20 protein-coding genes are annotated in these 24,678 nt (G+C 68.3%); 11 read left to right on the top strand and 9 right to left on the bottom strand.

The window, feature by feature from the left end; translation table 11 throughout:
* Positions 1–6: 6 nt before the first annotated feature.
* The 4 genes from KEG38_RS04025 to KEG38_RS04010 all read left to right on the top strand — a co-directional run bounded on the left by KEG38_RS04025 (position 7) and on the right by KEG38_RS04010 (position 2,764).
* Positions 7–336, top strand: a complete 330-nt coding sequence (locus KEG38_RS04025) for a hypothetical protein (RefSeq protein ID WP_272417648.1) — start codon at positions 7–9, stop codon at positions 334–336.
* Positions 260–1,081, top strand: a complete 822-nt coding sequence (locus tag KEG38_RS04020) for a Smr/MutS family protein (RefSeq protein ID WP_272417647.1) — start codon at positions 260–262, stop codon at positions 1,079–1,081. The genes KEG38_RS04025 and KEG38_RS04020 overlap by 77 nt, the downstream gene beginning before the upstream one ends.
* Before the next feature lie 112 nt (positions 1,082–1,193).
* Entirely contained in the window at positions 1,194–2,114 is a 921-nt protein-coding gene (locus KEG38_RS04015) for a branched-chain amino acid transaminase (protein ID WP_272417646.1), read from the top strand.
* A gap of 2 nt (positions 2,115–2,116) precedes the next feature.
* Positions 2,117–2,764 carry a hypothetical protein gene (locus KEG38_RS04010; RefSeq protein ID WP_272417645.1) on the top strand — a complete coding sequence of 216 codons (648 nt, stop codon included), beginning with the start codon at positions 2,117–2,119 and terminating at the stop codon, positions 2,762–2,764.
* Here KEG38_RS04010 and KEG38_RS04005 read toward each other — a convergent pair.
* Genes KEG38_RS04005 through KEG38_RS03995 form a run of 3 tightly spaced genes read right to left on the bottom strand, consistent with a single transcriptional unit; the run spans position 2,761 to position 5,329 of the window.
* Positions 2,761–3,381, bottom strand: coding sequence for a hypothetical protein (locus tag KEG38_RS04005; protein WP_272417644.1), 621 nt, complete (start codon positions 3,379–3,381; stop codon positions 2,761–2,763). The two genes, KEG38_RS04010 and KEG38_RS04005, sit on opposite strands and share 4 nt — an antisense overlap.
* 17 nt (positions 3,382–3,398) lie before the next feature.
* Complete coding sequence (locus KEG38_RS04000) at positions 3,399–4,487, bottom strand: hypothetical protein (protein WP_272417643.1); 1,089 nt, start codon at positions 4,485–4,487, stop codon at positions 3,399–3,401.
* Positions 4,487–5,329, bottom strand: coding sequence for a hypothetical protein (locus KEG38_RS03995; RefSeq protein ID WP_272417642.1), 843 nt, complete (start codon positions 5,327–5,329; stop codon positions 4,487–4,489). Before KEG38_RS03995 ends, KEG38_RS04000 begins: the two co-directional genes overlap by 1 nt.
* 554 nt (positions 5,330–5,883) lie before the next feature.
* On the opposite strand from KEG38_RS03995, the gene KEG38_RS03990 reads away from it, so the two are divergent.
* Positions 5,884–6,741: an OmpA family protein gene (locus KEG38_RS03990; protein ID WP_272417641.1), complete on the top strand. Its 858-nt coding sequence runs from the start codon at positions 5,884–5,886 to the stop codon at positions 6,739–6,741.
* Between the two features lie 39 nt (positions 6,742–6,780).
* On the opposite strand, the gene KEG38_RS03985 is transcribed toward KEG38_RS03990, so the two are convergent.
* Positions 6,781–7,536 (bottom strand): hypothetical protein, encoded by a 756-nt coding sequence (locus tag KEG38_RS03985; protein ID WP_272417640.1) that lies wholly within the window; start codon positions 7,534–7,536, stop codon positions 6,781–6,783.
* A gap of 56 nt (positions 7,537–7,592) precedes the next feature.
* Here KEG38_RS03985 and KEG38_RS03980 point away from each other — a divergent pair, with 56 nt between their 5' ends.
* Complete coding sequence (locus KEG38_RS03980) at positions 7,593–8,990, top strand: cytochrome P450 (protein WP_272417639.1); 1,398 nt, start codon at positions 7,593–7,595, stop codon at positions 8,988–8,990.
* A 1-nt stretch (position 8,991) separates the two neighbouring features.
* Here KEG38_RS03980 and KEG38_RS03975 read toward each other — a convergent pair whose 3' ends face one another.
* Together KEG38_RS03975 and KEG38_RS03970 are read right to left on the bottom strand one after the other, a co-directional pair.
* Complete coding sequence (locus tag KEG38_RS03975) at positions 8,992–9,669, bottom strand: VTT domain-containing protein (protein ID WP_272417638.1); 678 nt, start codon at positions 9,667–9,669, stop codon at positions 8,992–8,994.
* A 153-nt stretch (positions 9,670–9,822) separates the two neighbouring features.
* Positions 9,823–10,443 carry a hypothetical protein gene (locus KEG38_RS03970; RefSeq protein ID WP_272417637.1) on the bottom strand — a complete coding sequence of 207 codons (621 nt, stop codon included), beginning with the start codon at positions 10,441–10,443 and terminating at the stop codon, positions 9,823–9,825.
* Between the two features lie 513 nt (positions 10,444–10,956).
* Between KEG38_RS03970 and KEG38_RS03965 the strand changes: the two genes are divergently transcribed.
* The 3 genes from KEG38_RS03965 to KEG38_RS03955 all read left to right on the top strand — a co-directional run bounded on the left by KEG38_RS03965 (position 10,957) and on the right by KEG38_RS03955 (position 14,814).
* Complete coding sequence (locus tag KEG38_RS03965) at positions 10,957–11,715, top strand: hypothetical protein (RefSeq protein WP_272417636.1); 759 nt, start codon at positions 10,957–10,959, stop codon at positions 11,713–11,715.
* Positions 11,716–11,835: 120 nt separating this feature from the next.
* Positions 11,836–12,924, top strand: coding sequence for a hypothetical protein (locus tag KEG38_RS03960; RefSeq protein WP_272417635.1), 1,089 nt, complete (start codon positions 11,836–11,838; stop codon positions 12,922–12,924).
* A 129-nt stretch (positions 12,925–13,053) separates the two neighbouring features.
* The gene (locus tag KEG38_RS03955; protein ID WP_272417634.1) at positions 13,054–14,814 is read left to right on the top strand and encodes an N-acyl-D-amino-acid deacylase family protein; all 1,761 of its coding nucleotides are present in this window, start codon (positions 13,054–13,056) and stop codon (positions 14,812–14,814) included.
* 6 nt (positions 14,815–14,820) lie between these two features.
* Here the strand turns inward: KEG38_RS03955 and KEG38_RS03950 are convergent, their stop codons facing one another.
* Genes KEG38_RS03950 through KEG38_RS03940 form a run of 3 tightly spaced genes read right to left on the bottom strand, consistent with a single transcriptional unit; the run spans position 14,821 to position 19,804 of the window.
* Complete coding sequence (locus tag KEG38_RS03950) at positions 14,821–15,630, bottom strand: nucleotidyltransferase domain-containing protein (protein ID WP_272417633.1); 810 nt, start codon at positions 15,628–15,630, stop codon at positions 14,821–14,823.
* 7 nt (positions 15,631–15,637) lie between these two features.
* The gene (locus KEG38_RS03945) at positions 15,638–16,957 is read right to left on the bottom strand and encodes a DNA polymerase beta superfamily protein (RefSeq protein ID WP_272417632.1); all 1,320 of its coding nucleotides are present in this window, start codon (positions 16,955–16,957) and stop codon (positions 15,638–15,640) included.
* A 9-nt stretch (positions 16,958–16,966) separates the two neighbouring features.
* Complete coding sequence (locus KEG38_RS03940) at positions 16,967–19,804, bottom strand: CHAT domain-containing tetratricopeptide repeat protein (RefSeq protein ID WP_272417631.1); 2,838 nt, start codon at positions 19,802–19,804, stop codon at positions 16,967–16,969.
* Between the two features lie 50 nt (positions 19,805–19,854).
* Between KEG38_RS03940 and KEG38_RS03935 the strand changes: the two genes are divergently transcribed.
* On the top strand, positions 19,855–23,595 hold the full coding sequence (locus KEG38_RS03935) for a DUF4132 domain-containing protein (RefSeq protein ID WP_272417630.1): 3,741 nt from the start codon (positions 19,855–19,857) through the stop codon (positions 23,593–23,595).
* Positions 23,592–24,677, top strand: coding sequence for an AAA family ATPase (locus KEG38_RS03930; protein WP_272417629.1), 1,086 nt, complete (start codon positions 23,592–23,594; stop codon positions 24,675–24,677). Before KEG38_RS03935 ends, KEG38_RS03930 begins: the two co-directional genes overlap by 4 nt.
* Position 24,678: the final 1 nt, after the last annotated feature.

The following is a 24,678-nucleotide window of genomic DNA, read 5'->3' as shown; positions in this document are numbered from 1 at the left end:
CGCGCCATGAGTGCTCCGGATGCAAGGCAGCTCTTCGAACGCGTTCTCTCGCTCGTCGAGGCGATGGAGGAGAACCAGCGGCAGAAGGTCCTCTCCTTGGCACGGCGCCTCTTGCCGGGGCTCACGCCGGAGGACATCCGCAATCCTCATGATTTCCCGGACCTCGACGACCCCGACTGGCACTTCGAAGACGGGCAACTGACGGGAATTCAGTCGGTGCGGTTTGCGCTACGGGCGCTCTCGGGTGAAGTTCTGTCTCATGGCGACGAAGGCGCGAGCCGGGCGGACCAGCACCAAGAAGACGCAGAAGAAGCCGAGCAAACAGGCGGCCGATAGTCCCTTCTTCCGCCCGTTCGCGAAGCTCGCGTCGAAAGGACGCAAGGGCAAAGCGGAGAAGGGCGAGAAGGCCGACAAGGCCGACAAGGCCGAAAAATCTGCGCCTGTGACGAAACAGGAAGGCGGCGCGAAGAAGCAGGCGTCGCAACGTGTACCTGTACAGTTGACGAACGAGCAGGCCGAGCCGGAGGTGCAACCGAGCGACGCCGAGACGTTCGCCATGTACATGGCGGGCGTGCGCACGCTCGAGGATCGCAAGGCGCGCGTCCCTCGCTCATCCACGCCGATCGAGCCGAAATCCAAGGCTCCGCGCGCCACGAAGGACCTCGATGCCGACGCGCGTCACATGCTGCACTCCCTCGTCGCCGAGGGCGTTCGCTTCGAGGTCACCGACGATGGCGAGCGCATCGAAGGACGCAGGCTCGATGTTGATCCGCGCGAGGTGCGACGCCTTCGACGCGGTGCGTATACGGTCGATGGTCGGCTCGATTTGCACGGCATGAACGCAGGTGAGGCGCGTCGCGAGGTAGAGAAGTTCGTACGCAAACGGCGCGCGGACGGTGATCGTGTCGTGGCTTTGATCCACGGTCGGGGGAACCACTCGCCGCGCGGCATCGGCGTGCTGCGCGGCGAGATTGCGGCGTGGTTGAGCCAGGGTCCGGTCGCCCACCATGTGGCCGCGTTCGCGTCGGCACCCGAGGACGAAGGCGGCACGGGAGTCGTGCTGGCGCTCTTGGCACGCTGACGGGATCGGGCTAGTTCCTCTCTCGCACTCCCCCTCGCAGCGGACGGCGAACGCGGGGTGGAAGCGGCATCGAACGAAGCGTCGGAACGACGAACCTCCGAAGGAGCGCGTGATGGTCGACAAGCTGAAGAAGATCTGGATGGAAGGCGAGTTCGTCGACTGGGACGACGCCAAGGTGCACATCCTGACGCACTCCTTGCACTACGGGCTCGGCGCCTTCGAAGGGATCCGCGCCTATCGCAGGACCGACGGCGGCACGTACGTGTTCCGGTTGAAGGAGCACATCGATCGGCTCTTCGACACCTGCAAGCTGCTCGCGATCCAGCCGCGTTTCACCAGGCAGCAAGTGGCCGACGCGACCGTGGAGTTCCTCCGTCAGAACGACATGCAGGAGGGCTACATCCGCCCGCTCGTGTACATGGGCGACGGGCCGATGGGCGTGTACGCGCACGACAACCCCGTGCGCACCACGGTCGTCGGATGGCACTGGGGCGCGTACCTCGGCAAGGGCGCGACCGAGAGCGGCATCCGCGCGAAGATCAGCGCGTTCGCTCGGCACCACATCAACGTGGGTTTGCCCAAGGCGAAGATGATGGGGCAGTACACGAACAGCTCGCTCGCCAAGCGCGAGGCGCGCATCGCCGGCTACAACGAGGCGATCCTGCTCGATCCGAACGGCTACGTCAGCGAGGGCTCGGGCGAGAACATCTTCATCGTGCGCCGCGGCCGTCTGCTCACGCCGCCGCTCTCGGCCTCGATCCTCGAGGGCATCACGCGCGACACGATCCTCACGCTCGCGCGCGAGGAGGGCATCCCCGCGTCGGAGGAGATGATCACGCGTGATCAGCTCTACCTCGCCGACGAGGCGTTCTTCACGGGCACGGCCGCCGAGGTCACGCCGATCCGCGAGGTCGATGATCGCACGATCGGCGAGGGCCAGGTCGGCGCGATCACGCGCAGGCTGCAGCAGCGCTTCTTCGGCATCGTGCGGGGCGAGGACAACTCGCACCCCGAGTGGCTCACGCGCGTCTGACCGTGCGCGCGCCCTTCGCGCTCGCCCTCGCCCTTCTCTGCGGCTGCGGCAGCGCGCCCTCTCCCCAGACAAACCCGCCGCGCCCGCTCCCCTCCGCGGGGAGCGCGGCGCCGAAGCCCGCGCCCGACGCCATCGCCGCGGCCTCGTCCTTCACGACGTTCACCTCGGCGCGCTTCGACCTCTCCTTGCCGCTGCCCGACGGCTCGGCGTTCCGTGTCGACGATCGGACCGAGCGCTGGCTCGTGGCTCGGCACGAGGCGACGAGCTCGGTCCTGCTCGTGCGCACGTGGCGCGAGGACGAAGTTGGAAGCCGCGCGCGATGCGAGGCGCGCGCGCGCACCTGGCGCGACCTACCTTCACGCGACGGACGCCGCCTCGTCTCGGCCTCGCACATCGCGGTGCCTCCGGATCACGACACCCTGGTCGAGGTCCTCCTCGGCCCACATTCCACGAACGGCGAGCCCACCGATGGCTTCGTGCTCGCCTTCGGCGGCTGGGCCAAGAAGTGCTTCGCGTACGTCTTCGCCACGCGCGACGCGAACGAGCGCGTCGTCATGGAGCGCCTCGCGGTCATGGTCGACGGCTCCCTCCGGCGCATGCGCTTCCAGAGCGAGCTTGCCCCCGCGCGCTCCCGCGAACGTTTGCCTTAAAGCCCCGCAAACGTCTGGCAGAACTTGCTCGTCTTCGCCTCGTCCTCCACGAGGATCCACGTCCCCTGCGAGGCCTCGCCGTTCGGCGACATGCCCAGCATCTCCGGTAGGACCAGACAAACCACCTCGTACCGCCCCTCGATCGTCCCCGCGGGGAACGTCTCGTCCTCCGTCTCGAACTGCCCTGTGATCTTGCCGGTCGACGTCCGGAGCGAGAGCGTCCCCGGGCCGATGATCCGCGCGCCGCTCTGCGACAGATGCGCGAGCGTCCCTCCGCCGTAGCCGTCGGTGAGCGCCACCGAGAAGCTCTGGTCGAGCAGCGTATCCGTGCTGATGTCGAACGCCACGCTGAGCCCGTAGCCGCGCCGATCGGCCGTCGAGAGCGTCACCGACGCCGTCGACGGTGGTCCGTTCGGCAGCGGCGCGCGCACCTCGATGCTCGCCGGATCGCCGCGGAAGACACGCCCGTCGGGCATCCGGATCGTGAGGGCGTCGTCCACGGCCGTCGTCCGGAACGCGAACAGATCACTCACGTCACCCACCGAGCAGGCCGTGGTGCAGAGGGCTGCGGACGCGGCGCATGCGCGCAGCAGGAACTGGTTTTTCTCGTCCTTCATCGACGTATCCTCTGGCTTCAGCACCCGCAGTCGAGCACCTGGATGGTGAGCGGGTTGTGGATGACGTTGTCGCTCTCCGAGCTCTCCACGACCGCGTTGCCCGCGTCGACCTGGTGGTAGAGCCAGTACAAACCCTTCGGCGTGCCGCACGGCACCGTGGTCGTCACGCTCGGGTGGACCTGCTTCTCCGCGTTCACCGTCGCGCCGAACCACGTCCCGAGCGTGATCCCCGCCCACGCGTGCGCGGTCGGGCTCGTCGCGATGAAGAAGCGCTGGTCCGATGCCACGCTCTTCGTCCCGGTGTTGGCCGTGGTGAAGTGAAACGAGAAGGTGTCGCCGCGGCAGCGCTGGATCGTCTGCCACGCGGCCGTGCTCTGGATCTTCCCGTTCGTGAGACGCTGCGCGGAGGCCATCAGGTTCGTCTCGCCGACCGTCGACGGGTACAGGAAGCGCCCGCCGGCCGCGTCGTCCGGCATGGGCTGCGCGAACATCGCGCTCGGCCCGCCGCCGAGCGGCACGGGCGGCGAGGGCCGCATGACCGTGAAGTCGAGCGTGTGGTTGTCGGCGCCTCCCGGGGACGAGATCGACAAACCGTGCGCGTGGCCGAGCTCGTGGAGGAACGTGGACCTGCCCGTCCGCGTCGGGCTGTACGGGCAAGCGCCCGAGGCAAACGCCTCGTCGGGGTTGTCGAAGCTCTGCGTCGACAGGTTCGCGAGCAGCACGTTCACCTCGTCGATCTGATCGCAGCTGCGCACGATCACCGTCGTCCCGAGCGAGCCGTCGATGCTCGACGCCTCGACGAGCGCCACATCGTTCCAGCCGTCGTCGAGATCCACCCAGCAGTGGGCCGCGGACCAGGATCCGTAGTGGTAGACGGCGTCCTGCATGCCGCCGACGCCACGCCACTGCCCGATCGCCGCGGCGTAAGCCTTCGCCTGGCTCGATCCCGACGGGATGCTGCAGAGGTTCTGCACGAGCCCGAACGGCGACTTCCACCGGACGTTCTTGCCGTTGCACGTGAGGAAGCGGAACGCCTCGGCGTGGCTCGTGAGCAAGAGGCACGCGAGGACCAAGCACGCAGCGACGATCAACGGATGCATGCGCATCACGGCGCACCTCCGTCTTCACACACGGCGAGCTCCTTCGTCGACGTGTCGGAGAGGCCCACGGGCGGGTCGAAGCACGCGAGCAGACCCTCGGTGCTCGCGGGGCTCTCCGTGGGCGTGGGCGCGCGCCACGTCGTCACGCGCCGCCACGGGCCGGCCGACATCGGCGCGGGCGAGAACGATCCGTGCGGCCACGCGCCGGTCGCGCGGGCGAACATGCGCAGCGCCTCGGCGAGCTCCACGGCGTCGAGGGCTCGATCCACGTCCGCCTCCGTGATCCACGTCGAGAGCCGCGGCGGCGTCGAAGCATCGACCGCGCCGCTCGGCCGCGTCCAGAGCAGTGGTCCGGGCAGGATCTCCGTCGCGCCCACGCCTGCGACGAGCCGCCCGTAGGCGTCCACGAGCGCGCGCTTCTTCCCCACGGTGTCCAGGCGGAACACGTGCCCGAAGGCGATCGGCGACAGCGTCCACTCGGTGTTGCGCAGAAACAGGAAGTACCGTTTGCCCGTGGCGAGCTCGGGCACGTGTGTCGCGACGATCTCCCGACCGTCGGGCAGGTACCCGCCGAACGAGCGGATCTGGAGCGAGCTCGGCGGCGACTTGCCGAGCGATCCCAGGTGGACGAACACGTTCTTCACGGTCGCGACCGTCCGCGGCCCTTCCACCTCGTCGAAATGGAAGCTCACGTCCTCGACGTCGCCTTCGATCACGGCGGCGGTTTGTCGCAGCACGTCGGCGAGCGTGTCCACGGGCGACGGGAGTGGGGCGGCGTGGGCCGCGCGGGCCCCGAGCGAGGCGCAGACGATCACGGAAGCGATGAAACTCGGACGGACGGATCGCATCGGACCTCCTCCGGCGGTTGGGTCTTCTCACGCGGCGGCGCGGCCGGAGTCGCGCGGCGTCGCCACCACGCCTTCCTTCTGCCTGCGCGGCGGCGCGACCGGGCCGGGACGAACTCGGTCCCGGCGAACGCGAACGATCTGGCGCATCGGGAATAAGCGAGCCATCGGGCAGTCAAGGCCGTTGGTTCGAGGACTTTCCCGCCTCTGTCAGGGAAGGGATGTATGCGACCGAGATCGGCGTGATCCCGCGGAGGATCCCGGGTCCGCCCGGTTTGTCTTCCCGGTGCCTGGTTTGTCTGTCTCGACGCCGCTGGTTTGTCCTTCGCGGGTGCGGCAAGCGAGCAAGATCACGACTCGGGCGTAGACCGGAACCGGGAGGCAGGGGGTTCCCCGGGTCTTCGAAGCAAGAATCCCTACATGAAAGGCCGAGTCCGCGGGATCCGCCCGGGGCTTCTGGCGGAATGGACTTTCGCGGGACGGACGACCTCGCTACGGTTCAAGGATTGCTCGTCCCAGGGACGTATTTTCCCCTGGGATGCACCGGGGAGAATGTCATGAACGTGCGCATCCTTGCTGCCTCCACGCTCGCCGCGGCGCTCGCTGTGAGCGGCTGCGGGTATTCCGAGGAAGAGTGGCAGGCGCAGCTCGGCAAGTACAACCAGCTCCTGGCCGACAAGAACGCGAGCGAGCAGGCCGCGGCGGCCGCGCAAAAGAAGCTCGCCGAGGAGCTCGCGGCGGAGCAGGCGAAGGTCTCGGACCTGACGAAGAAGCTCGCGGACGCCGGCGTCGACATCAGCAAGCTGAACGAGAGCCTGCAGGCGTCGGCGACGAAGGTGTCGGCGCTGAGCTCGACGCTCGAGGAGCGCGAGAAGGCGCTCGCCGAGTACAAGGCGCGCGCCAAGCAGCTCGAGCAGATCAAGGCGCGCTTCGAGATGCTGCGCAAGAAGCTCGACGAGCTCACGAAACTCGGCCTCGCGGTGAACATCCGCAAGAACCGCATGGTCATCTCGCTCCCCGGCGACGTGCTCTTCGACTCGGGCCGCGAGACGCTGAAGAAAGAGGGTCAGGAGATCCTCTTGAAGGTCGCGAACATCGTCAAGAACGACGCCTCGCTGCTCGGCCGCGACTACCAGGTCGCCGGGCACACGGACAACAAGCCCCTCGCAGGCGGCATCTTCCGCGACAACTGGGGCCTGTCGCTGATGCGCGCGCGCGAGGTGTTGCTCTACCTCGTGAGCGAGAAGGGCGGCAACATGCCGACCGCGAAGTGGAGCGCCGCCGGCTTCGGCGACACGGACCCGATCGCGTCGAACGACACGGACGAGGGTCGCCAAAAGAACCGCCGCTGCGACCTCATCGTGGTGCCGAGCGTCGAGGAGATGCTCGACCTCAAGGCGATCACGACGCAGTAACCGCGTCGGCGCGCCTCGCTTCCCTCCCCGCCTTCTGCCTCAGGGGCAGCCGCCATCGTCGTACCAGGGATTCTGGCTATGGATCAGGCTGCACTGATCGAAGCACGTCCCACCGGCGCAGCCCTTCGCCTTCGCCCCGGTCACGGAACACGAAATGGGCATGCCCCAGCAAACGCCCATGGCCATGGGTGAACAGGCGTTCGCCGTCGCGACCATACGATTGCAATGACGCCCCCCGGGGCAAGGCGTCTGCGGATCGCAGGCCACCGCCTCGGCCGCGGGGCAGGCGCCCGCCGATTTCACGCTCGACCCGAGCACCTTGGCGATGTCCGCATTCCAGTACGTGACGCCGTCGCACCCGCACACGAGGTCGGGGTCCTGCGATTGCAGCCCCGGCGGCGGCTTCTGCGCGCAAACGCCCGCCCCGCACCCCGGCGCATTGCAATAAAGACCCGGATCACACCCGCCGACGCCCCCATTGCACGGCGCGCCCACGCCATTGCCGCCCCCCGCGCCGCCGCTGCCGCTGCTACTGCTCGCGCTTGCGCTCCCGCCGCCGCTTCCGCCGCCGCTTCCGCTTCCGCTCGCGCTTCCGCCTCCGCCGCCGCTCCCGCCCCCGATTCCGCCGCCGCCGCCGCTCCCGCCCCCGCTCCCGCCTCCGCCCCCGGACGCACCCGTTCCCGCGCCGGACGCCCCGCTCCCGGCGGTCCCATCGCCCTCGTTGCTGCAGGCCGTGACGACGGCGGACAGGCCGGCTGCAAAAACCACCAAAATCAGGATCGATTGCGCTCGCATAGCGGCATCTTACACCGGATCTCCCCGCGACGTGCCCTCGCTGCTACGCTGCTCCCGTGACGACTGCCTCCGCCTCGCGCTCGCCCTCCGCCGCCTTCGCGCCGGGACCTCCGGGTGTGCCGCTCCTCGGCAACCTCCCCGCGCTTCGCCACGATCGCATCCGTATCTTCCTCGACGCCGCCGATACCTACGGCGACGTCGTCCGCTTTCAATTCGGCCCTGGCCCGCGGCACGTAGCCCACCTCCTCCGCCACCCCGACCACATCAAGTACGTCTTCGTCGACGCGGCCGAACGTTTTACCAAGCAAACCCCCGGCCTCGACGCGATCCGCCCGGTCCTCGGCAACGGCTTGCTCACGAGCGAGGGCGACTTCTGGCGCCGGCAGCGCCGCATTGCGCAGCCGGCCTTTCACAAGCAACGCATCGCCGCGTTCGCCGGCGTCATGGTCCGCGCCGCCGACGAGCTCGTCGACGGCTGGATGCGCAGGCCTCGCCCCGACGCGCCCGTCGACGTCGCCGACGAGATGATGCGCCTCGCTTTGCGGATCGTCACCGAGACCCTGCTCGGCACCGACGTGCCCATCGACGCCGCCGCGACCGCGGGCGCCCTCGACTTCATCCTCGAGGACACGCGCAAGAACCTCACGCGGATCCTCAAGATCCCCCGCAGCGTGCCCACCCCCGACAATCGGCGATTCCTCGAGGCCGTCGCCGTCCTCGACCGCGAGGTCCTCCGCATCATCGAGCACCGCCGCAAGGCGCGCGAGACCGGCACCGACCTCGTCTCCATGCTCATGGCCGCGCGTGACCCCGAAACAGGCGAAGGAATGACCGACCGCCAGCTCCGCGACGAGGTCATGACCATGTTCGCCGCGGGCCACGAGACCACGGCGAACGCGCTCGCCTGGACCTTTTATCTGCTCTCCACGCACCCCGACGTCCGGCGCCGCGCCCGCGCCGAGGTTTTCCGTGTTCTCGGCGATCGCCTCCCCGACTTCGGAGACCTCGCCGCCCTCGACCTCGTCGGCCGCGTCTTTCAGGAATCGATGCGCCTCTATCCGCCGGCGTGGATGATTTCCCGACGCGCGGCCGAGGACGATATCGTCGCTGGGTATACGATCCCCAGGGATTCCCTCGTCCTCTTGAGCCCCTACGTCACCCACCGCCACACCGCGTACTGGGAGAACCCGGAAGGGTTCGATCCCGACCGTTTCGCCGGCGGCGCGCTCGCCCGGATGCCGCGTTTTGCTTATTTTCCGTTCGGCGGCGGCGCGCGCCAGTGCATCGGATCGAGCTTCGCCATGGTCGAGGGGACGCTCGTGCTCGCCACGATCCTGCGCCGCGTCCGCCTCGACCTCATTCCCGGACAGACCATCGAGCCCGAGCCGGGAATCACGCTCCGGCCCCGGGACGGCATCTCCATGCGTGTCGTCCCCGAGCCGCTCCCGAGTTGAATTACGAGGACTTCGCGTTCTCCGCGGCCGCCGCCTTCTTCGAGGCGAGGTGCGTCCGGATTGCCCCGATGATGGGCGGCAGAACCGAAATCACGATGATCAGGTAAACGACCTTCTCGATCTGCTTCGCGCCGAGCACCTTGCCGAGGAAGTAGCCGAGGAACGTCATCGATACGACCCAGCCGATGCCGCCGAACACGTTGAACATGATGAAGCGGCGATAACTCATCGCGCCGATGCCGGCGACGACGGGCGCGAACGTGCGGGCGAACGGCATGAAGCGGGCGAGCACGATCGTCTTGCCGCCGTGCTTCTCGTAGAACTTCTGCGTGGCCACGAGGTAGTCGCGCCGGAAAAACAGGCTTTGCTCCCGGTTGAAGAGCTTCGGGCCCGCCTTGTAGCCGATCGAGTAGCCCACCGTATCGCCCACGATCGCCATGACGCAGAGCACGGCGTTCAAGAGCAGGAGGTTCGAGAAGGTCGGGAGCTTGAGCGGGTTGATCAGATCCGCGTTGACGAGCACGCCCGCCGTCACGAGCAGAGAGTCGCCCGGAAGGAAGAATCCCACGAGGAGCCCGGTCTCGGCGAAGATGATGGCCATGAGCACCGGGTAGCCGCCCCAGGTGAGCAGCTCCTCGAGGTGGCGCAGCTTGGAGAAGAACTCGCGTAGAAGGTCCACGGCCGACCGACTAGCGCACCTTCGGGTTTTTGTCGACGTTCTCGTCCCGAGGGGGACGCCTCGCGTCCCCCTCTCGTCCGGGCAAAGCCCGGTCGATTCACCCCCCGAGGCGAGCTCGCTACGCGATCTCGCAGCATCGAACCATTCGATGCGCTACTCCCAGCTCACCTCGCGCCGCACGCGCACCACGTCCATCCCGTGCGCGCGCCCCTCTGGTACCTGGGAAAGCCACCGATGCCGCACCCGCCGCGCGCCCGCGAGCTCGAGCGCGTGCACGACCCCGAACTCCGTCGCCACCATGTAGGCCGGCGCCGCGATCGAAGGGACCCCGGAGGCGCTCAACACGAACGTCTTCGGCCGGACCTCCGCCACGTCCACGCGCACGAAATCGTAATACGCGCCGACGATGCGAGACAGGTTTCGCATGGTCATTTCGGGCGACGCCATCTTGAGCAGAAACCTGTAGAGCTTCGTGAACTGCCGCGGAATCCGCGCCCGCGACACCATTCGAATCATCTCCAGAAACGGCTGCGCCATCACCACGGACGCCGATCCGTGCATCGCGAGCAGCGGAAACAGATCGTACCAGCCCCCGACCACGAACGGGCGGCCGAGAAATTCACGCAGTGCGGCATTCGTCACCCGATCGAGGACGACGGCGCGCCCGCCGCGCACGTTCTCGTCGAGGAAATCGAGCGTGTCCACGTAAAGCACGCCTTTGCAGCGAAAGGGAGAGGTTCCCGGCGCGAAGGGAATGCCATCCATCGAGAACATGGACTCCACCTCTCTCCCGCGTGCCCCGGCCCGAGTGACCATCTTGCACCGGATCACGAAGGAACGGCAAGATGGACAGAATCGACGCCCGCTTTTCGCGAGCCCTCGTCGAGTGCAGGTTCTCCGGCCTGTCGCCCGCCCCACGCCTCCGCAAGTACCGCGATTTTCCTCGATGAAGCGACGAATGACCCCCCGTTGGTTCCGTCACTGACGAATGGGCCGTGGTGTGCAGGGACGGGCGATGCTTCCCTGCACGGACGGACGCCTGGGGGACTCCTTATCGGTCGGGCGTGACGGTCCGTGCCGGTCATGTGCGGGAAGACGCCCGCTCCCTGTATCCGTCCGGATCGGACGGATCTCGCCTCGGAAGCGTCGGCGCCACGAATTCACGCTGAAGTGCGCTCGGGACCGGGGACGGCAGGAGCCTTGCAATGGGTCCTGGCTGCGTGAACGAAGCCGGCCGAGGCGCGCTCGCCCGGTCTCGGAACGCGACACGAAGTGGAGGAGGATCCCATGCTCAAGCATATCGCAGCCGCCGCTCTCGTCTCGACCTTCGCTCTCGGCGCCACGGCTTTCGCGGAGACGGGGGCTGGTCAGAACGCGGGGCTCAAGCAGCTCTCGTGGCAGCAGCTCCAGTCGGCCTGTCAGAATCCCGCGGCGTTCCAGAGCCAGCGCCAGCCGAATGCCATCCGGCTGACCTGCGAGGATACCCAGCTCGTCTGGGAGGCCGAGCAGACCGACCGCGTGGAAATGGATAACTCGCGGCAGATCACGGCGTCGCTGAGCTCGGACAAGTATTACGTCATCCGGCAGGACCAATCGGTGGAGAATGGCATCTCGCAGACGATGTGCCCGCGCTTCAGGGAGGTCCAGGTCTCCCATACGCAGAGCTTCTCGCTCTCGTGCCAGGAGATCCAGAACTTCCAGGGCAACATGAACGACTTCTGCAAGGCCCGCCTCGACACCGCGGTCAAGGGCAACCAGCAGCTCGCCACGCGCACCGCGACGGGTCGCGTGTACGACATGTGCGCGGCGCCCGCGCTCGTGAATGAGCCCCCGAAGGCTCCGGCGCCGCCGGTGGCTCCGGCGCAGAATGGCGGCAAGGCGCAGCCGGGCGGCGCGCAGCCGTCGCAGCCGGGCGGCATGCAGCCGTCGCAGCCGGGCGGCATGCAGCCGTCGCTCCCGGGCGGGCAGATCGGCGGCGTGCGTCCGAGCATCGGCGGGCAGCTCCCGAGGCTCCCGGGCCTCGCGGGCGGCAACAAGTCGCGGTGAAGAAGTCGCGCTGACATGAAGTGAGCGCGCTCGTCAGGCGGCCGGGCCGCGTGGCCCGGCCGCCTGGCCTTTTTAAAAATCCCCTGAGCATTCCGGGACAAACATCCAAGGAGACGGCTCATGGCGATTCGCATCGTGACGACCTCTACCATCCTCGTGATCGGCCTCGTAGGCGCCGGTTGCGGCGTCGTCGGCACCACGACCACCGGCGGCGGCGAACCGGATTGCGAGCCGGTCGAGGATTGTCCGGACAATACAGGCGGACATGGAGGCAGCGACGGAAGCGGCGGTGGCGGAACCGGCGGCAGCGGCACCGGCGGCAGTGGTGGAACCGGCGGCAGCGGCACCGGTGGCTCGGTAGCGGGTCAGCCCCTCTTCTGGGTCGAGAAGGGAGAGCGCACGGCGGAAGCGACGAGAAAACCCTGGTCGTCCTGGTGGTATCCGCTCTGGGAGGACACCTTGTTCCAGGGGAAAAACGGCGAGGCCTCGACGCTCGAGAAATACGACGTCTGGGCGGAGAAAGCCGGCAATACGCGCACGTCGGCCGCGGCCTACGAGCGCAAGGAGCTCTACCAGCCGCGCGCGGCCTCGTGGTCGGGTCTCTGCGACGCGTGGGCACTGGCGTCCATCCTCGAGCCCGAGCCGACACGCTCCGTGACGCACGGCGAGGTGACGTTCTCGGTCGGCGACCTGAAGGCGCTCCTTCTCAAGACATACGAGAAGGTCCCGCCGCTCACGCTCGTCGGCACCCGATTCGACGGCGAATGGGACGACGTCTACGAGGACGTCCGGCCCCACGAGCTGCACCGGGTCATCGAGACCGAGCTCATCGGCCGCAAACGCGCCTTCATCATCGACGAGGACGCGGGCCCCGAGGTGTGGAACGAGCCGGCGTGGAAGGCGATCACGCGGGTCGAAAAGGACGAGGACGACAGCACCGTCGCGCACGTCCGCACCTGGCTCTTCCTTGCGAGCCCGCACGTCGAAGATCGCAATTTCGTGGGCACGATCGAGGACTCGCGCGAGTACACCTACGACCTCAAGGGCAAGTGGCAGGGCGAGCGATTCGGCGTGACCTCGAGCGCCTGGACCGACCGGTCGCAATGGGACCACCCCGATTACGCGATCATCGTGCCCGACCGCATCCCGCGCGGCAGCCACAACCCGCAGATCCGCACCGAGCTCGTCGATCGCATCCGCGGCCGATAAAGAGCCCGGCTCCGGGGAGCGAGGCCGAAACCTCGCTCCCCTGCGGCCCCTCCGTCCGAGACGCGTCCCTCGCGCGCCGGGTCCGAATGCGCTTGCCAGGGCCTCGGGCTTCGGCCGATGATCGGCGCCATGTACGACGTCAAGATCGTGGGCGGCACCCTCGTCGACGGCACGGGCGCGCCGCGCTTCTCCGGCGATATCGGCATCAAGGACGGCAAGATCGTCGACGTCGGCGACTGCGCCGAGAGCGCCGCGCGCACGATCTCGGCCCACGGTGCCCTGGTGATCCCTGGCTTTCTGGATATCCACACGCACTACGACGGCCAGATCTCCTGGGACGAGGAGCTCGCGCCCTCGTCGCTGCACGGGGTCACGACCTGCGTGATGGGCAATTGCGGCGTCGGATTCGCGCCCGTACGGCCGAGCGACCACGAAAAGCTCATCGAGCTCATGGAGGGCGTCGAGGACATCCCCGGCAGCGCCCTCGCCGAGGGCCTCACCTGGGGCTGGGAGAGTTTTTCCGAGTACATGGACGTCCTCGAAAAGAGGCCACGCGCGATCGATTTCGTCTGCCAGGTCCCGCACGACGCCCTGCGCGTGTACGTGATGGGCGAACGCGCCGTCGCCGAGGAGAGCGCGACCGAATCCGACATCGAATCGATGCGCGCGCTCCTCCGGGAGGCGCTCCTCGCCGGCGCGGCGGGCTTCTCCACGGGCCGCACCGACAACCACAGGAGCGCCCGGGGCAAACCGACCCCCGGCTCCGAGGCGCGCGAGGGCGAGCTCTCCGGCATCGCCCGCGCCTTCGCCGGCCTCTCGCACGGCGTCATCCAGGCCGTCAGCGATTTCGACATGTTCCGCGGCGAGGAGATTTTTCCGGCCGAGTTCGACCTGCTCGAACGGATGGCCGAGGCCTCCGGCCGCCCGCTCAGCGTCTCCACCATGCAACGCGATCATGCCCCGCGGCAATGGGAGCGCATTTACGAGCGCGCCGAGCGCGCCGCCCTCGCCGGCCGGGACATTCGTTGCCAGGTCGCGGCGCGCCCCATTGGCGTCTTGCTCGGCCTCACGGCCACGTTCCACCCGTTCATGGGCTTCCCGAGCTACAAGGAAATTGCCTCCTTGCCGCTCGAAGCGCGTGTCGCGCAGATGCGTGATCCCGCCTTCCGCGCCCGGCTCCTCTCGGAGAAGAGCGGAAAGGTCGCCGGCGACGGTAGCCCCTTGCCGCCGCTCGCAGACTTTTTCCTGGCAAACCCGCTTCTCGTGGCGATGCGCCTCTTCCGGCTCGGCGAATCGCCGAATTACGAGCCTTCCGGGCTCACGAGCCTCGCGGGCGACGCGACCCGCGGGGGCCAGCCGCTCCTCTCGGTCATCTATGACGCGATGCTCGAGCAGGACGGCCGCGCGCTCCTTTATTTCCCGCTCTACAACTACACCGAAATGAACCTCGACGTGGTTCGCCGCATGCTCCTGCACCCGCTCTCGCTGCCGGGGCTCGGCGACGGCGGCGCGCACGTGGGCACCATTTGCGACGCGAGCTTTCCGACGTTCCTGCTCACGCACTGGGCCCGCGACCGGGCCGAGGGCAAGATCCCCGTCGAGCGCCTCGTGAAAATGCAGGCGCACGACACCGCGCGGTTCCTCGGTTTCGCCGATCGCGGCACCTTGAAGCCGGGGCAGCGGGCGGACATCAACATCGTCGATTTCGACAACCTGCGCCTCCGGTCCCCCTTCATGCAGCGCGACCTGCCGGCCGGCGGGCAACGCCTCATGCAGCAGGCGGAGGGCTACGTGGCCACGCTCGTGGCCGGTGAGGTCATCGTGGAGAACGGTCGATTCACGGGAGCGCGGCCGGGGCGGCTCGTGCGGGCAGGAAAGGCACGCGGCTGATACGCCTCAAAATCGCTCTTTGCGAAGCGCGATGAGCCAGGCCGAGAGCGCGCGGAACGCCTCGTCCTTGGGCGTCTCGGGCAGGACCGATTTGTCGCGCGCTTCTTCGAGCATCCGCATCGCCCGGTCGAGGCTCTCGCGGAATCGCTTCGCTTCCTTCGCGGACAGCTTCGTTCGTTCCCCGGCGCGCTTCATCGTGACGAGCGCGTTCGCCTCCTCGAACCCGTATTCGGGGAACAGCCTCGCCACGTCCGTCACCACCTCGCCCGCGCGAAGCAGGTGCGTCCCCGTCAGCGCCGTGCGCAGCACGTAGAGCACACGCTTCGCCGTCGTCCCGCCCTCCTCCTCGGCCGCCTTGCGCTGGTTCTGGGCAAACCCCGCGTAATGCCGGAACACGCGCCGCGACAGCGCCGCGCGCACGAGCGGGCGCAGCCCTTCGAGCAGCGGGCTCTTCACGAGCGCGGGCGCGCCGAGGATCCGCTCCACGTAATTGCCATTTCCCCCGAGAATCCCGGCGAGCACGGGGCCGATCTCGTTCGAGGTGTAATCGATTTCCACCCCCTCGATCACCTCCATGCGATCCCGCGCGGCCGGCGCCATTTCGAGCCCCACGAGGAGCGACGTCGACACCACGTGCACCGCCTTCAGATCGAGATCGCTGTCGGGCGAGGCGAACCCGTACGCGTGCGCGCCGCTCAAGAGCACGACGAGGTGCTCGCGGGCCTTGCCCTCTTCTTCCAGAACGCCGCGCGCCACCTTCGCTTGCGCATCGGGCAGGACGTCGAATTGCATCACGAGCTCGATCGCCTTCGTCATTGATCCCTCATTCGTCCCAGCGCGCCTCCGGTGCGGTCGGCGCGTCCTTGCCGAAGGGCCCCTCCCTGCCCTCGAAAAACCTCCGCGCGGCCTCCTCGCGGACCCTGCGCAAAGCAACCTCGGCCCGCCGCACGTCCGCGCGCCGCGGCAACTTGCTCTCCCGCCGCGCCGCTTCGAGCTCCGGCGTGAGCGACTCCGCCAGCGTGATCACCTCCGCGAGCGGCACACGCCCTTTCTTGATGTCGAGCAGCACGGGTCGAAGCTCGTCCCGCACGCAAAGCTCCGGCTCGCCCGTCCGGAGCCACCGGATCGACAGATCGATGAGGCGCACCAGGTTGTAGGCATTCTTCGGCCGGAGCTCGCGCGGCGTAGGCAACGACGAACCCTCGCTCGCGCGCGCATACGCGGCGAGCGCCGTCCACTCGCGCCCTTCGAGCAAGCCCTGATCGGCCATCGAACGATAGAGCTGCTTCAGGTACTCGCGCGCGCGGAGAATCGCGTCCTCGGGCGTCGGCGCCACGATGTCCGTCTCCTTCGCGAGCCGCGCCGCCGCCTCGTCGAGCCCGAGCGTCGGATCCTCGCGCAGCCACCCGAGCACGATCGCGCGATGCTCCGCGAGGCGCGTGTCGTGCGAGAGGCGTGAGAGCTGCGAGAGCGCGTAACGGCCGAAGCTCGCGTGGATCTCCACCGAGACGAACGCGTCGCGCGCCTCGATGAGCCAGCGGCCCATCGGGTCCTTCTCGCTCGCCGGCTGCGACGCGGCCGCGAACAGCATCTCCAGCGTGTTCGGATCGGCCCGGAGCGCCTGCCGGATCGCCTTTCCCATCTCCCAGTACGTGCGGCTGCCGTCCTCCGACACGAGGTCCTGCGGCGGCTCGACGAGCCCGGTCATGAACGGGAACGGCAAGACGAACACCCCGCGCCGATCCTCGTCCGAGTTCTCGTCCGACAAACCCCACGTCCGCGACCCGACGACCGCGTCGACCACCACGCACGGCAAGAGCGCCGACCACGCGTCCTCGCGCCGCCGCGCGTAGCGCACCTGCCCGACCTTGCGCGGCACGAGCTCCTCGCGCGAATACCGCACGGTCCCCACGCCGACGACGAGCACATCGAAAAATTCCCGTTCGACGTTGGGGGCTCCGCTCGGCGGAGCCGAGCTGTGCCCCCAAACCCCCCGGCCGGACCCGACCACGCGACCGAGCGCGCCTTGCGGGACCAGACGCTCGCCGAGCGTCCGATCCACACGGGTCGTCACCTCCGTCCCATGCGGGAGAGGTACGGCGAGGGGATCGACGTCCCCCATGCCGGAGAGCCTTCGCGACATGGGCCGAGCTTATCGCCCCGCTCGCGCGCGAGCCACACGAATGCGGCGCGCGGCCGCGAGCGCAAGGAGCGCCAGAGCACCGGCCCCGGCCGCCTGCGTGCCTTCGTTCGTTCCCGCGACCTCGCATCCGCAGCCCCGCGCTCCACCCGGCGGAACGACGCCGCGCGCCGCGGACTCCGCCTTTGCGGGGGAGACGCCTTCGAGCGGCCCCCATGCGCCGGACACGATGAAGCTCGCCCAGAAGTACGGGTGGCTGTATTCCGGCCGCTCGAGCAGGCGGATCTGCGATTCGCGCATCGCCTCGGCGCGCCCTTTTCCTTCGCGGAAGAGCTTTTGGTAGTAGCTCGTCATGAGGTCGCGCGTCGCCTCGTCATCCACCTGCCACAGGCTCATCACCTGCGTCTCGGATCCTGCAAGCACGAGCGCGCGACGGAGCCCCCGCACGCCTTCGCTCCCGGCGCGCAGGCCGAGCCCCGTCTCGCACGCGCTCAGCACCACGAGCTCCGTTCCTTGGAGGTCCAACGATGACGCCTCGTACGCCGTGAGGATCCCGTCGTCGGCCTGCCCTTTGCGCACGTTCGCGCCGGCGAGTGCGATGCCCGAAAGGAACATCGGGTGCGGCACGGGCAGCTTGCGCCCGTCCACCTCCGACGCGACGTGCGGCAGGTTCTCGGGCGGAATTTCGAGCTCGAGCCCGCGCGCCTTTCCTTGCCCGGCCTTGCCGTCGTTGCCCAGGAAAAATCCGTGTGTCGCGACGTGCAGGATCCGCGGCGAGGAGACCTGCTTCAGCGCCGTCTCCGTGGCGACGCGTTCGAGCTTCACGGCCGTATCGGGCACGAGGGCCCGGATCGCCTCCGCCTCCTCCGCCGTGCCCGGCAGCGACGAGAACTTCACCCGCGCAATCGTGGGCAACGCGCCTTTCGGCGCGTCCGGCAGCGCCGTCGCCCCTGCCTCGCCTGGCGCATCGTAATCGGGGTTCGCCACGAGCAGCGGCGCCGACCGCTTCACGCCGCTCGCGCCGAGCCGCAAGAGATCCCGCCCCGTCGAGAGGTAGGTGAACGAATACTTCGAGATCAAATACTTGTTGTCGCGACCGATCAGCGCACCGAACGGCACCAGGGCGAGCGCCGCGTCGGGCGAGATCAACACGTGCTTCACCCCGACGAGATGGTCGCTGACCTCCGCGAAGAGGACGGCGTGCAGGAGCGCGAGCTGCGTCCCGGTGTCGCGAACTTTCGCGGCCGGGTCCGCGAGACCGCTGCGGATGATCTCGACCTTCCGATCGACCTCGGCCGCGCTGACCGGCACCTGGTGGTGCAGGATCTTCCCGTCCGGCCAGAGCACGTAGGCCATGTACCTCGGCCCGCCGAGTCTTTCGCTTGCCGCGCTGTAGAAATGGATGCTCCGCGGCTGGTACCGGACGAACTCCATCAGCACCGCGTCTTTCGGAATCCGCGCGGCGACGGCCTCCACCGTCACCTTCGCCTTCCCGCGGCGATACCCGGCGCTGTGCTCGGCGATCTGGGCCTCGATCGCATCCGCCTCCGCGCGAAGCCGCTCCGTCTCGGCGTTATGCTCGGCCACGGTCATTCCGCGCGGCCCCCGCGTCATGGCGGCCGCGTAGGCGCCACGCACCCGGGCGAGCTCGTCCAGCAATTTGCGGTCCTCGGGGCTCATGCGCTCGCGTAATGCGCCCACGTGCGCGGCCGACGCTTCGAGCACGCGTGCCTTGTTGCGCAGCATCGCGCCGAGGGTGAGCCGCGCGACTTCCGGCCGGCCCAATCCATTGCTTCCGAACTCGAACGAGACGACCCGATCCATGATCGTCTCGAGGCGCGACGCATACAGCGTCTTGTCCTCTTCCGAGCCGCCGACGAGCGCGCTCTCCAGCCATTGCTCCTCGATGTCGAGCGCTTTCTCGTAGAGGTCGATGGCCTGCTTCCAGCCGGACCGCGTCCGCAGGAGCGCCCAGTCGCTGTACACCGAGGCGAGATCGGGGTGCCGCGGTCCGAGCGTCCTCGTGAGGATCGCCTCGGCTTTTCGATAATGCTCCTCGGCGAGGTCCTTCTGGCTCGACCCCGTCAAGAACACCGCGATGTTGTGGTACAGCCGGCCCACGTCGGGGTGGTTTGTCCCGTGCACACGCTCGGCGATCGGCAGCGCGCGGTTGTACTGCTCGGCGGCCTTGTGGTAGTGCCCCATGCCTCGATACAGCGCGCCAAGGCTGCCGACGTCGATGAGGAGCGAACGCTCGGGGCCATTCTTTTCGTGGAGGGCGATCGCCCGCAGAAACAGCTTCTCGGCCTGCACCAATCTCCCGCTCGCCATGTAAAGCCCGGCGAGATTCGCGAGCACCGTCCCGAGGGCCGCTTCGCGCGCCGCGCCGCCCTTCTCTTCGAGGGCGATGGCGCGTTCGTAGGCCTTCTCCGCGCCCTTCGTATCGCCTTTTTTCTTGAGCAGCGTGGCGAGGTTGCCGACCGCCGTGGCGAGCAGCTCGTCGGGCGCCTTCGACGCCTCCAGAATCTCGACCGCACGCCGCAAAAACCCTTCGGCCTTCGGGTAATCGCCCGTCGCGAGGTACATCCCGCCGAGATCGGACAGCGCCGAGCCCGTCTTCGGATGCTCCTTGCCGTACTTCTGCTCGCGCAGCGCCACGAGCTTCTGCGCCGCCGCGAGCGCCTCGCCGTACTTTCCCGCGCCGTAGAGCGCCTCGACGTCCTTTTCGATCTTCTCGTCGTCGGACAGCGCCGCGGCGGGCTTCGCGGGGGCGTCCGCGCGCGCGACCCCTCCCGAGAGCGTGCCGAGGGCGAGGGTGAGGGCGAGGGCGACGTTCGCGAGGCGACGCATCACGGGAGGTTCTACCATCGCTCGCCGCACGCGTGGTAGCCTCCCGCGCCATGCGTCGGTTCGAGTTCGTGGACGGGTCCTCGAAGAAGTTCTGGCAGATCGAGCGTGATGGCTCGCAGCTCTCGATCCAGTGGGGCAAAATCGGCACGGCCGGTCAAAGCCAGGTCAAGGATTTTCCGAGCGATCAGAAGGCCCAGGCCGAGCACGACAAGCTCGTCGCGGAGAAGACCAAAAAAGGGTACGTCGAGGTCGCGGCCTCGGACGCGTCGGCGGCGCCGGCCCCGGCTCCCAAAAAGGCTGCGGCCGCCGCGGCGCCTGCCGCTCCGAGCGCGGCGCCGGCCCCGGCCCCGAAAGCGGCGAGCGCCCCGCAGGCCTCCGCGGACGAACCCGCGCCCGCGCCTCTGCCTGCGGCGCCCGTCGTGGTCGAGATCGCTCCGCCCGAGGTCATTCTTGCGAGCCTGGACATGCCCCATCGCAAAGGGGCCCTCCGACCCACGGCCGAGGAGCTCGCGGCTGACCCCTGGCAGGCCGTGCAGAGGGCGTGGGCCGGCTGGGTACGCCATTACTCCTGGGACGAGATGACGATTCCCGCCGAGCTCGCGCCAACCATTCGCGAGCTCGTCGCCTGGCTCCACGGCAAAGGCCCGACGCCGCTCTCGCCGCTCGCGGCCGCGTGCGCCCTCAGCGTGCTCGACGTGCCCTTGGGGACGCCCGCTTTGCCTTTCTTGCGTGCGGTCGCCGAGCCCTCGATCGCCAAGGATGGCCCGTCGTGGCTCATCGACGCGGTGCTTGCCACGATGCGCGTCCGCGTTGACCCCTACCCGTCCCAGGTCCGCAAGGGCGAGGCGAAAGAGTTCAGCGCGTTCCACCTCTACCCGGAGACCACGGGGCCCTTCGAGATCGCATTGAACGCGATGACCGTCTTCGCGTTTTACACGCAAAACCTTTCCGAGGAGGCGCATGCCGCCGTCATCGCGGCCGTCACGGCCCGCTGGCCGACGTTCTCCTACTGGCAAAAGCGTCTCGTCCTCACCTTGATCGCCGACCACACGCCGCTCGCGGACGCGCTCGGCGAGGACTGGCTCGCGTGCGACGGTCACATCGAGGGGTACGCCCGGGCCTCGTGGGACAAGGACGGCATGAAGCCGGAGTTCCATTTCGCGTACTCGCGCCCCATGCTCGTCAAGCTCGCGAAGAAGGCCGTCGGGATGTCGTACGCCAGCTCATACCTCGGGAACCATCTCTGGCAGCTCTTCGACCTGTGCGGCGCGGACGTCGTCCCGGTTTGCCGGCTCCATTGCGACAACGCCGATTACCCGGGCAGCATCGTCGAGGGCCTCCATGTCGCCGGATACGTCCGCGGGCCCGAGACCGCCTCGCTCATGGTCTCGCAGCTGACGCAGAAGCGCGAGATCGCCGAGGTCGCCGATCAATGGCTCGCGAAGCATCCCGCGCTCGCCATTCCCCCGCTCGCCGACGCGATCGCCGCGGCCTCGGCGCTCGGGGATCGGGCCGCGCCGGTGTTCCTCGCGATCGACCGCGCACACCCGGGCCTCGCGGACAAACTCGACCTTCGCCCCGCCGCGCGCACGGCCCTCCAGAAGCTCCGCGAAAAGATGGCTCCGCGGCCCGAAGCCTCCCCGATTGAATTGCCCCGCATCCTCCTGGATCCACCTTGGATCTCGGGCCGTTGGTCCACCGCGCTGCCTATCGTCGTACGCGCCGCGATGCAGCCTTACCCCGAGGTGCTGCACGACACCTACGGGGAACTCTCGCAGGCGAAAGCGGATCGCGAGCAGCAAATAAAAACCGCGACGCTCTCCTTCGAGGAAGCCTCCCAGAACCTGGGCGCCCGCTGGTCCGGCAAGTACGTCTCGGGCAGGTTGCTCGAGCTCTCGGACGCGGACGTGAAACGAGCCTTCGCCGAATGGCCCGCGACGGCGTGGGACGCCGGTTATGCCCTGCTCGTCCCGCTCGTGGTCCTCGGCGTCGACGCGATCGGCGGGTATCCGCGCATCGCCTCCAGCAATGCCGCGCACTTCGCGGCCGCCCTCGCCGACGTCGTCGAGTCCCCGCGGCTCGCGACCTTTTTTGCCCACGCGCGCACCCTAAAATCCGCGCGAAAACCGGCGGAGCGGTGGTTCTTGAAGTTCCCGAAAGCCGCGGCAGTCGGCCTCATCCCCACGGCCGTCGGACCTCATTCCCAGGCGCGCGAGCGCGCGGAGGAAGCCGTGCGGTTCCTGGTCGCGAAGGGCCACGGCGAAATCGTCCGCGAGGTCGCCGAATCCTATGGCTCCGAGGTCGAGGCCGCCGTGAAGGCCGTCCTCTCCACGGACCCGCGCGACCGGTTCCCTGCGAAATTGCCGAAGATCGGCGATTGGGCCAAGCCCGAGGCCCTGCCGACGCTCCTCCTCGCCGGCCGCTCCAAAGCCTTGCCGCGACCCTCCGTCGAGGCCCTCCTCGTCATGCTAGCGATCTCCACGCCGGAAAACGTGTATGCTGGCCTCGAGGACGTGTTCACGGCCTGTGATCCCGCCTCGCTGGAGGAGTTCTCCTGGGCGCTCTTCAATGAATGGCAGCGGGCCGGCGCTCCTTCCAAGGAAGCGTGGGGCTTTCAGCAGCTCGGGCTGCTCGGCGGCGACAACATCGCGCGCAAGCTCACGCCGCTCATTCGCGCCTGGCCCGGGGAAAACCTCCAGGCCCGCGCCGTCTCGGGCCTCGACATCCTCGCGCGCATCGGCTCCGACCTCGCGTTGATGCACCTCAATGGCGTCGCGCAGAAGGTGAAGTTCAAGGGCCTCCAGGAGAAAGCGCGCGCGAAAATGGACGAGGTCGCGCAAAACCGCGGCCTCTCCGCCGATGAGCTCGCCGATCGGCTCGTGCCCGACCTCGACCTCGACGAGGACGGCTCGCGCACGCTCGATTTTGGCCCGCGGCAATTCCGCGTCGGATTCGACGAGGCCTTGAAGCCGTTCGTCATGGATGGGTCCGGAAAAACCCTCTCGGATTTGCCGAAGCCGGGCAAATCGGATGACGCCATGAAGGCGAAAGAGGCCGATACGACCTGGAAGGCGCTCAAGAAGGACGTCAAGGCGATCGCCCAGAACCAGATCACGCGACTCGAACTCGCGATGTGCGCGGAGCGACGCTGGGAGGTGAGCTCGTTCCGCGCGCTCTTCCTCGAACATCCGCTGCTCGTGCACCTCGTGCGGCGGCTCATCTGGGGCGTCTACACCGAGGAGGGCAAATACCTGAATGCCTTCCGCGTCGCCGAGGACAGCTCGCTCGCCGACGCCGGCGACGCGGCCTTCGATTTGCCCGACAACGCGTTCGTCGGCATCGTCCACCCGCTCGCGCTCCCGGACGCGACGCGCGCGGCGTTCGGCCAGATCCTCGGCGATTACAACATTCTTCAGCCCTTCCCGCAGATCGGCCGTGACACGTATGCCCCGACGGACGTGGAGGCGAAGGACAACTCGATCAAGCGCCGCGCGGGGCAGTTCGTCCCCGTGGGCAAACTCCTCGGCCTCGTCGAGCGCGGCTGGCGCAAAGGGGAGCCGCAGGACGCCGGCTGGATCTGGGACATGGAAAAGCGTTTGCCCGGCGGCGTCGTGGCCGCGCTGGCCCTCCGCACCGGCATCGGCGCCGACATGCAGATGACGGAGCCGAAGCAGGAGATCGGCGAGGTGTACGTCTCGAAAAACCGCGACGGCTTCAAGCTCGGGGAGCTCACCCCCGTCGTGTTCTCGGAGCTCGTGCGGGACATCGTGCAGCTCGGGAGCGCCTCGTGAAAAAGAAACAGGCCGGCCTGCAGCGCGCCCCGGCGGAGCTGCATTTTAAGGACGAGCTCGCGCGGCTCGCCGCGGAGGACACGGGCCCTCGCCCGCCCGGATGGAAGCTCTCGCCGCGGGCGGTGCGGGCCTTCGTGCTCGGCGATCCGGCGCGCGACATCAAGCCGAAATTCGTGGGCCATTCCGCGGTGATCGATCGAGCCATGGTCTCGCTCGCGACCTCGCGCGGGCTTCTGCTCATCGGCGAGCCGGGCACGGCGAAGAGCTGGCTCTCGGAGCTGCTCGCCGCGGCGATCTCCGGGCAATCGACGCTCACGGTGCAAGGCAGCGCGGCCACGAGCGAGGACCAGATCAAATATTCGTGGAACTACGCCTTGCTCCTCGCCGAGGGCCCGGGCGAACGCGCGCTCGTGCCCGGCCCCGTGCTCACGGGCATGCGAGAAGGCAAGGTCGTTCGATTCGAGGAAATCACGCGGTGCCCCGCCGAGGTGCAGGACGGGCTCCTCTCGATTCTCTCGGACCGCGTCCTCACGATCCCCGAGCTCGGCGAGCAAGGCGTGGTCTTCGCGCGCGAAGGATTCAACATCATCGCCTCGGCGAACACCCGCGATCGCGGCGTCAATGAAATGAGCGCCGCGCTCAAGCGCCGTTTCAACTTCGAAACCCTCTTCCCGATCGGCGACCTCGCAGCCGAGATCGAGCTCGTCCGCCGTGAATCCACGCGCCTGCTCGACGCCTCGGGCGTGAAGATGACCTTGCCCGAGCCGGTGCTCGAAGTCCTCGTCACCACGTTCCGCGAGCTGCGCACGGGCGTTTCCGGCGATGGCCAGCCTGTCGAGCGGCTCTCGACCGTCCTTTCCACGGCCGAAGCGGTCTCCGTCGCGCATGCCGTCGGCGTCCGGGCGGCGTTCCTCGGCGACGGCGCGCCGCACCCGGGCGACGTGATCGATTGCCTCGCGGGCGCCGCGGTGAAGGATAACGCCGAGGACTTGGAAAAACTGCGGCGGTATCTCGAAACCGTAGTGAGCAAGCGCAAGGCGCCGCATTGGGCCGCGCTGCACGCGGCGCGGTCGAGGCTCTAGG

Source organism: Polyangium jinanense (genome assembly GCF_028435265.1).
GTDB lineage: Bacteria > Myxococcota_A > Polyangia > Polyangiales > Polyangiaceae > Polyangium > Polyangium jinanense.
This window is presented reverse-complemented; position numbering and strand designations above follow the sequence as displayed.

What these genes read in the sequence shown, in the direction of transcription:
- KEG38_RS03995 (WP_272417642.1), bottom strand. Translation starts at nt 5,329, where the DNA reads ATGCGATCCGTCCGTCCGAGTTTCATCGCTTCCGTGATCGTCTGCGCC.
- KEG38_RS03940 (WP_272417631.1), bottom strand. Translation starts at nt 19,804, where the DNA reads ATGCGTCGCCTCGCGAACGTCGCCCTCGCCCTCACCCTCGCCCTCGGC.
- KEG38_RS04005 (WP_272417644.1), bottom strand. Translation starts at nt 3,381, where the DNA reads ATGAAGGACGAGAAAAACCAGTTCCTGCTGCGCGCATGCGCCGCGTCC.
- KEG38_RS03945 (WP_272417632.1), bottom strand. Translation starts at nt 16,957, where the DNA reads ATGTCGCGAAGGCTCTCCGGCATGGGGGACGTCGATCCCCTCGCCGTA.
- KEG38_RS04015 (WP_272417646.1), top strand. Translation starts at nt 1,194, where the DNA reads ATGGTCGACAAGCTGAAGAAGATCTGGATGGAAGGCGAGTTCGTCGAC.
- KEG38_RS03990 (WP_272417641.1), top strand. Translation starts at nt 5,884, where the DNA reads ATGAACGTGCGCATCCTTGCTGCCTCCACGCTCGCCGCGGCGCTCGCT.
- KEG38_RS03950 (WP_272417633.1), bottom strand. Translation starts at nt 15,630, where the DNA reads ATGACGAAGGCGATCGAGCTCGTGATGCAATTCGACGTCCTGCCCGAT.
- KEG38_RS03935 (WP_272417630.1), top strand. Translation starts at nt 19,855, where the DNA reads ATGCGTCGGTTCGAGTTCGTGGACGGGTCCTCGAAGAAGTTCTGGCAG.
- KEG38_RS04025 (WP_272417648.1), top strand. Translation starts at nt 7, where the DNA reads ATGAGTGCTCCGGATGCAAGGCAGCTCTTCGAACGCGTTCTCTCGCTC.
- KEG38_RS03985 (WP_272417640.1), bottom strand. Translation starts at nt 7,536, where the DNA reads ATGCGAGCGCAATCGATCCTGATTTTGGTGGTTTTTGCAGCCGGCCTG.
- KEG38_RS03965 (WP_272417636.1), top strand. Translation starts at nt 10,957, where the DNA reads ATGCTCAAGCATATCGCAGCCGCCGCTCTCGTCTCGACCTTCGCTCTC.
- KEG38_RS03955 (WP_272417634.1), top strand. Translation starts at nt 13,054, where the DNA reads ATGTACGACGTCAAGATCGTGGGCGGCACCCTCGTCGACGGCACGGGC.
- KEG38_RS03970 (WP_272417637.1), bottom strand. Translation starts at nt 10,443, where the DNA reads ATGTTCTCGATGGATGGCATTCCCTTCGCGCCGGGAACCTCTCCCTTT.
- KEG38_RS04000 (WP_272417643.1), bottom strand. Translation starts at nt 4,487, where the DNA reads ATGCGCATGCATCCGTTGATCGTCGCTGCGTGCTTGGTCCTCGCGTGC.
- KEG38_RS04020 (WP_272417647.1), top strand. Translation starts at nt 260, where the DNA reads ATGGCGACGAAGGCGCGAGCCGGGCGGACCAGCACCAAGAAGACGCAG.
- KEG38_RS03960 (WP_272417635.1), top strand. Translation starts at nt 11,836, where the DNA reads ATGGCGATTCGCATCGTGACGACCTCTACCATCCTCGTGATCGGCCTC.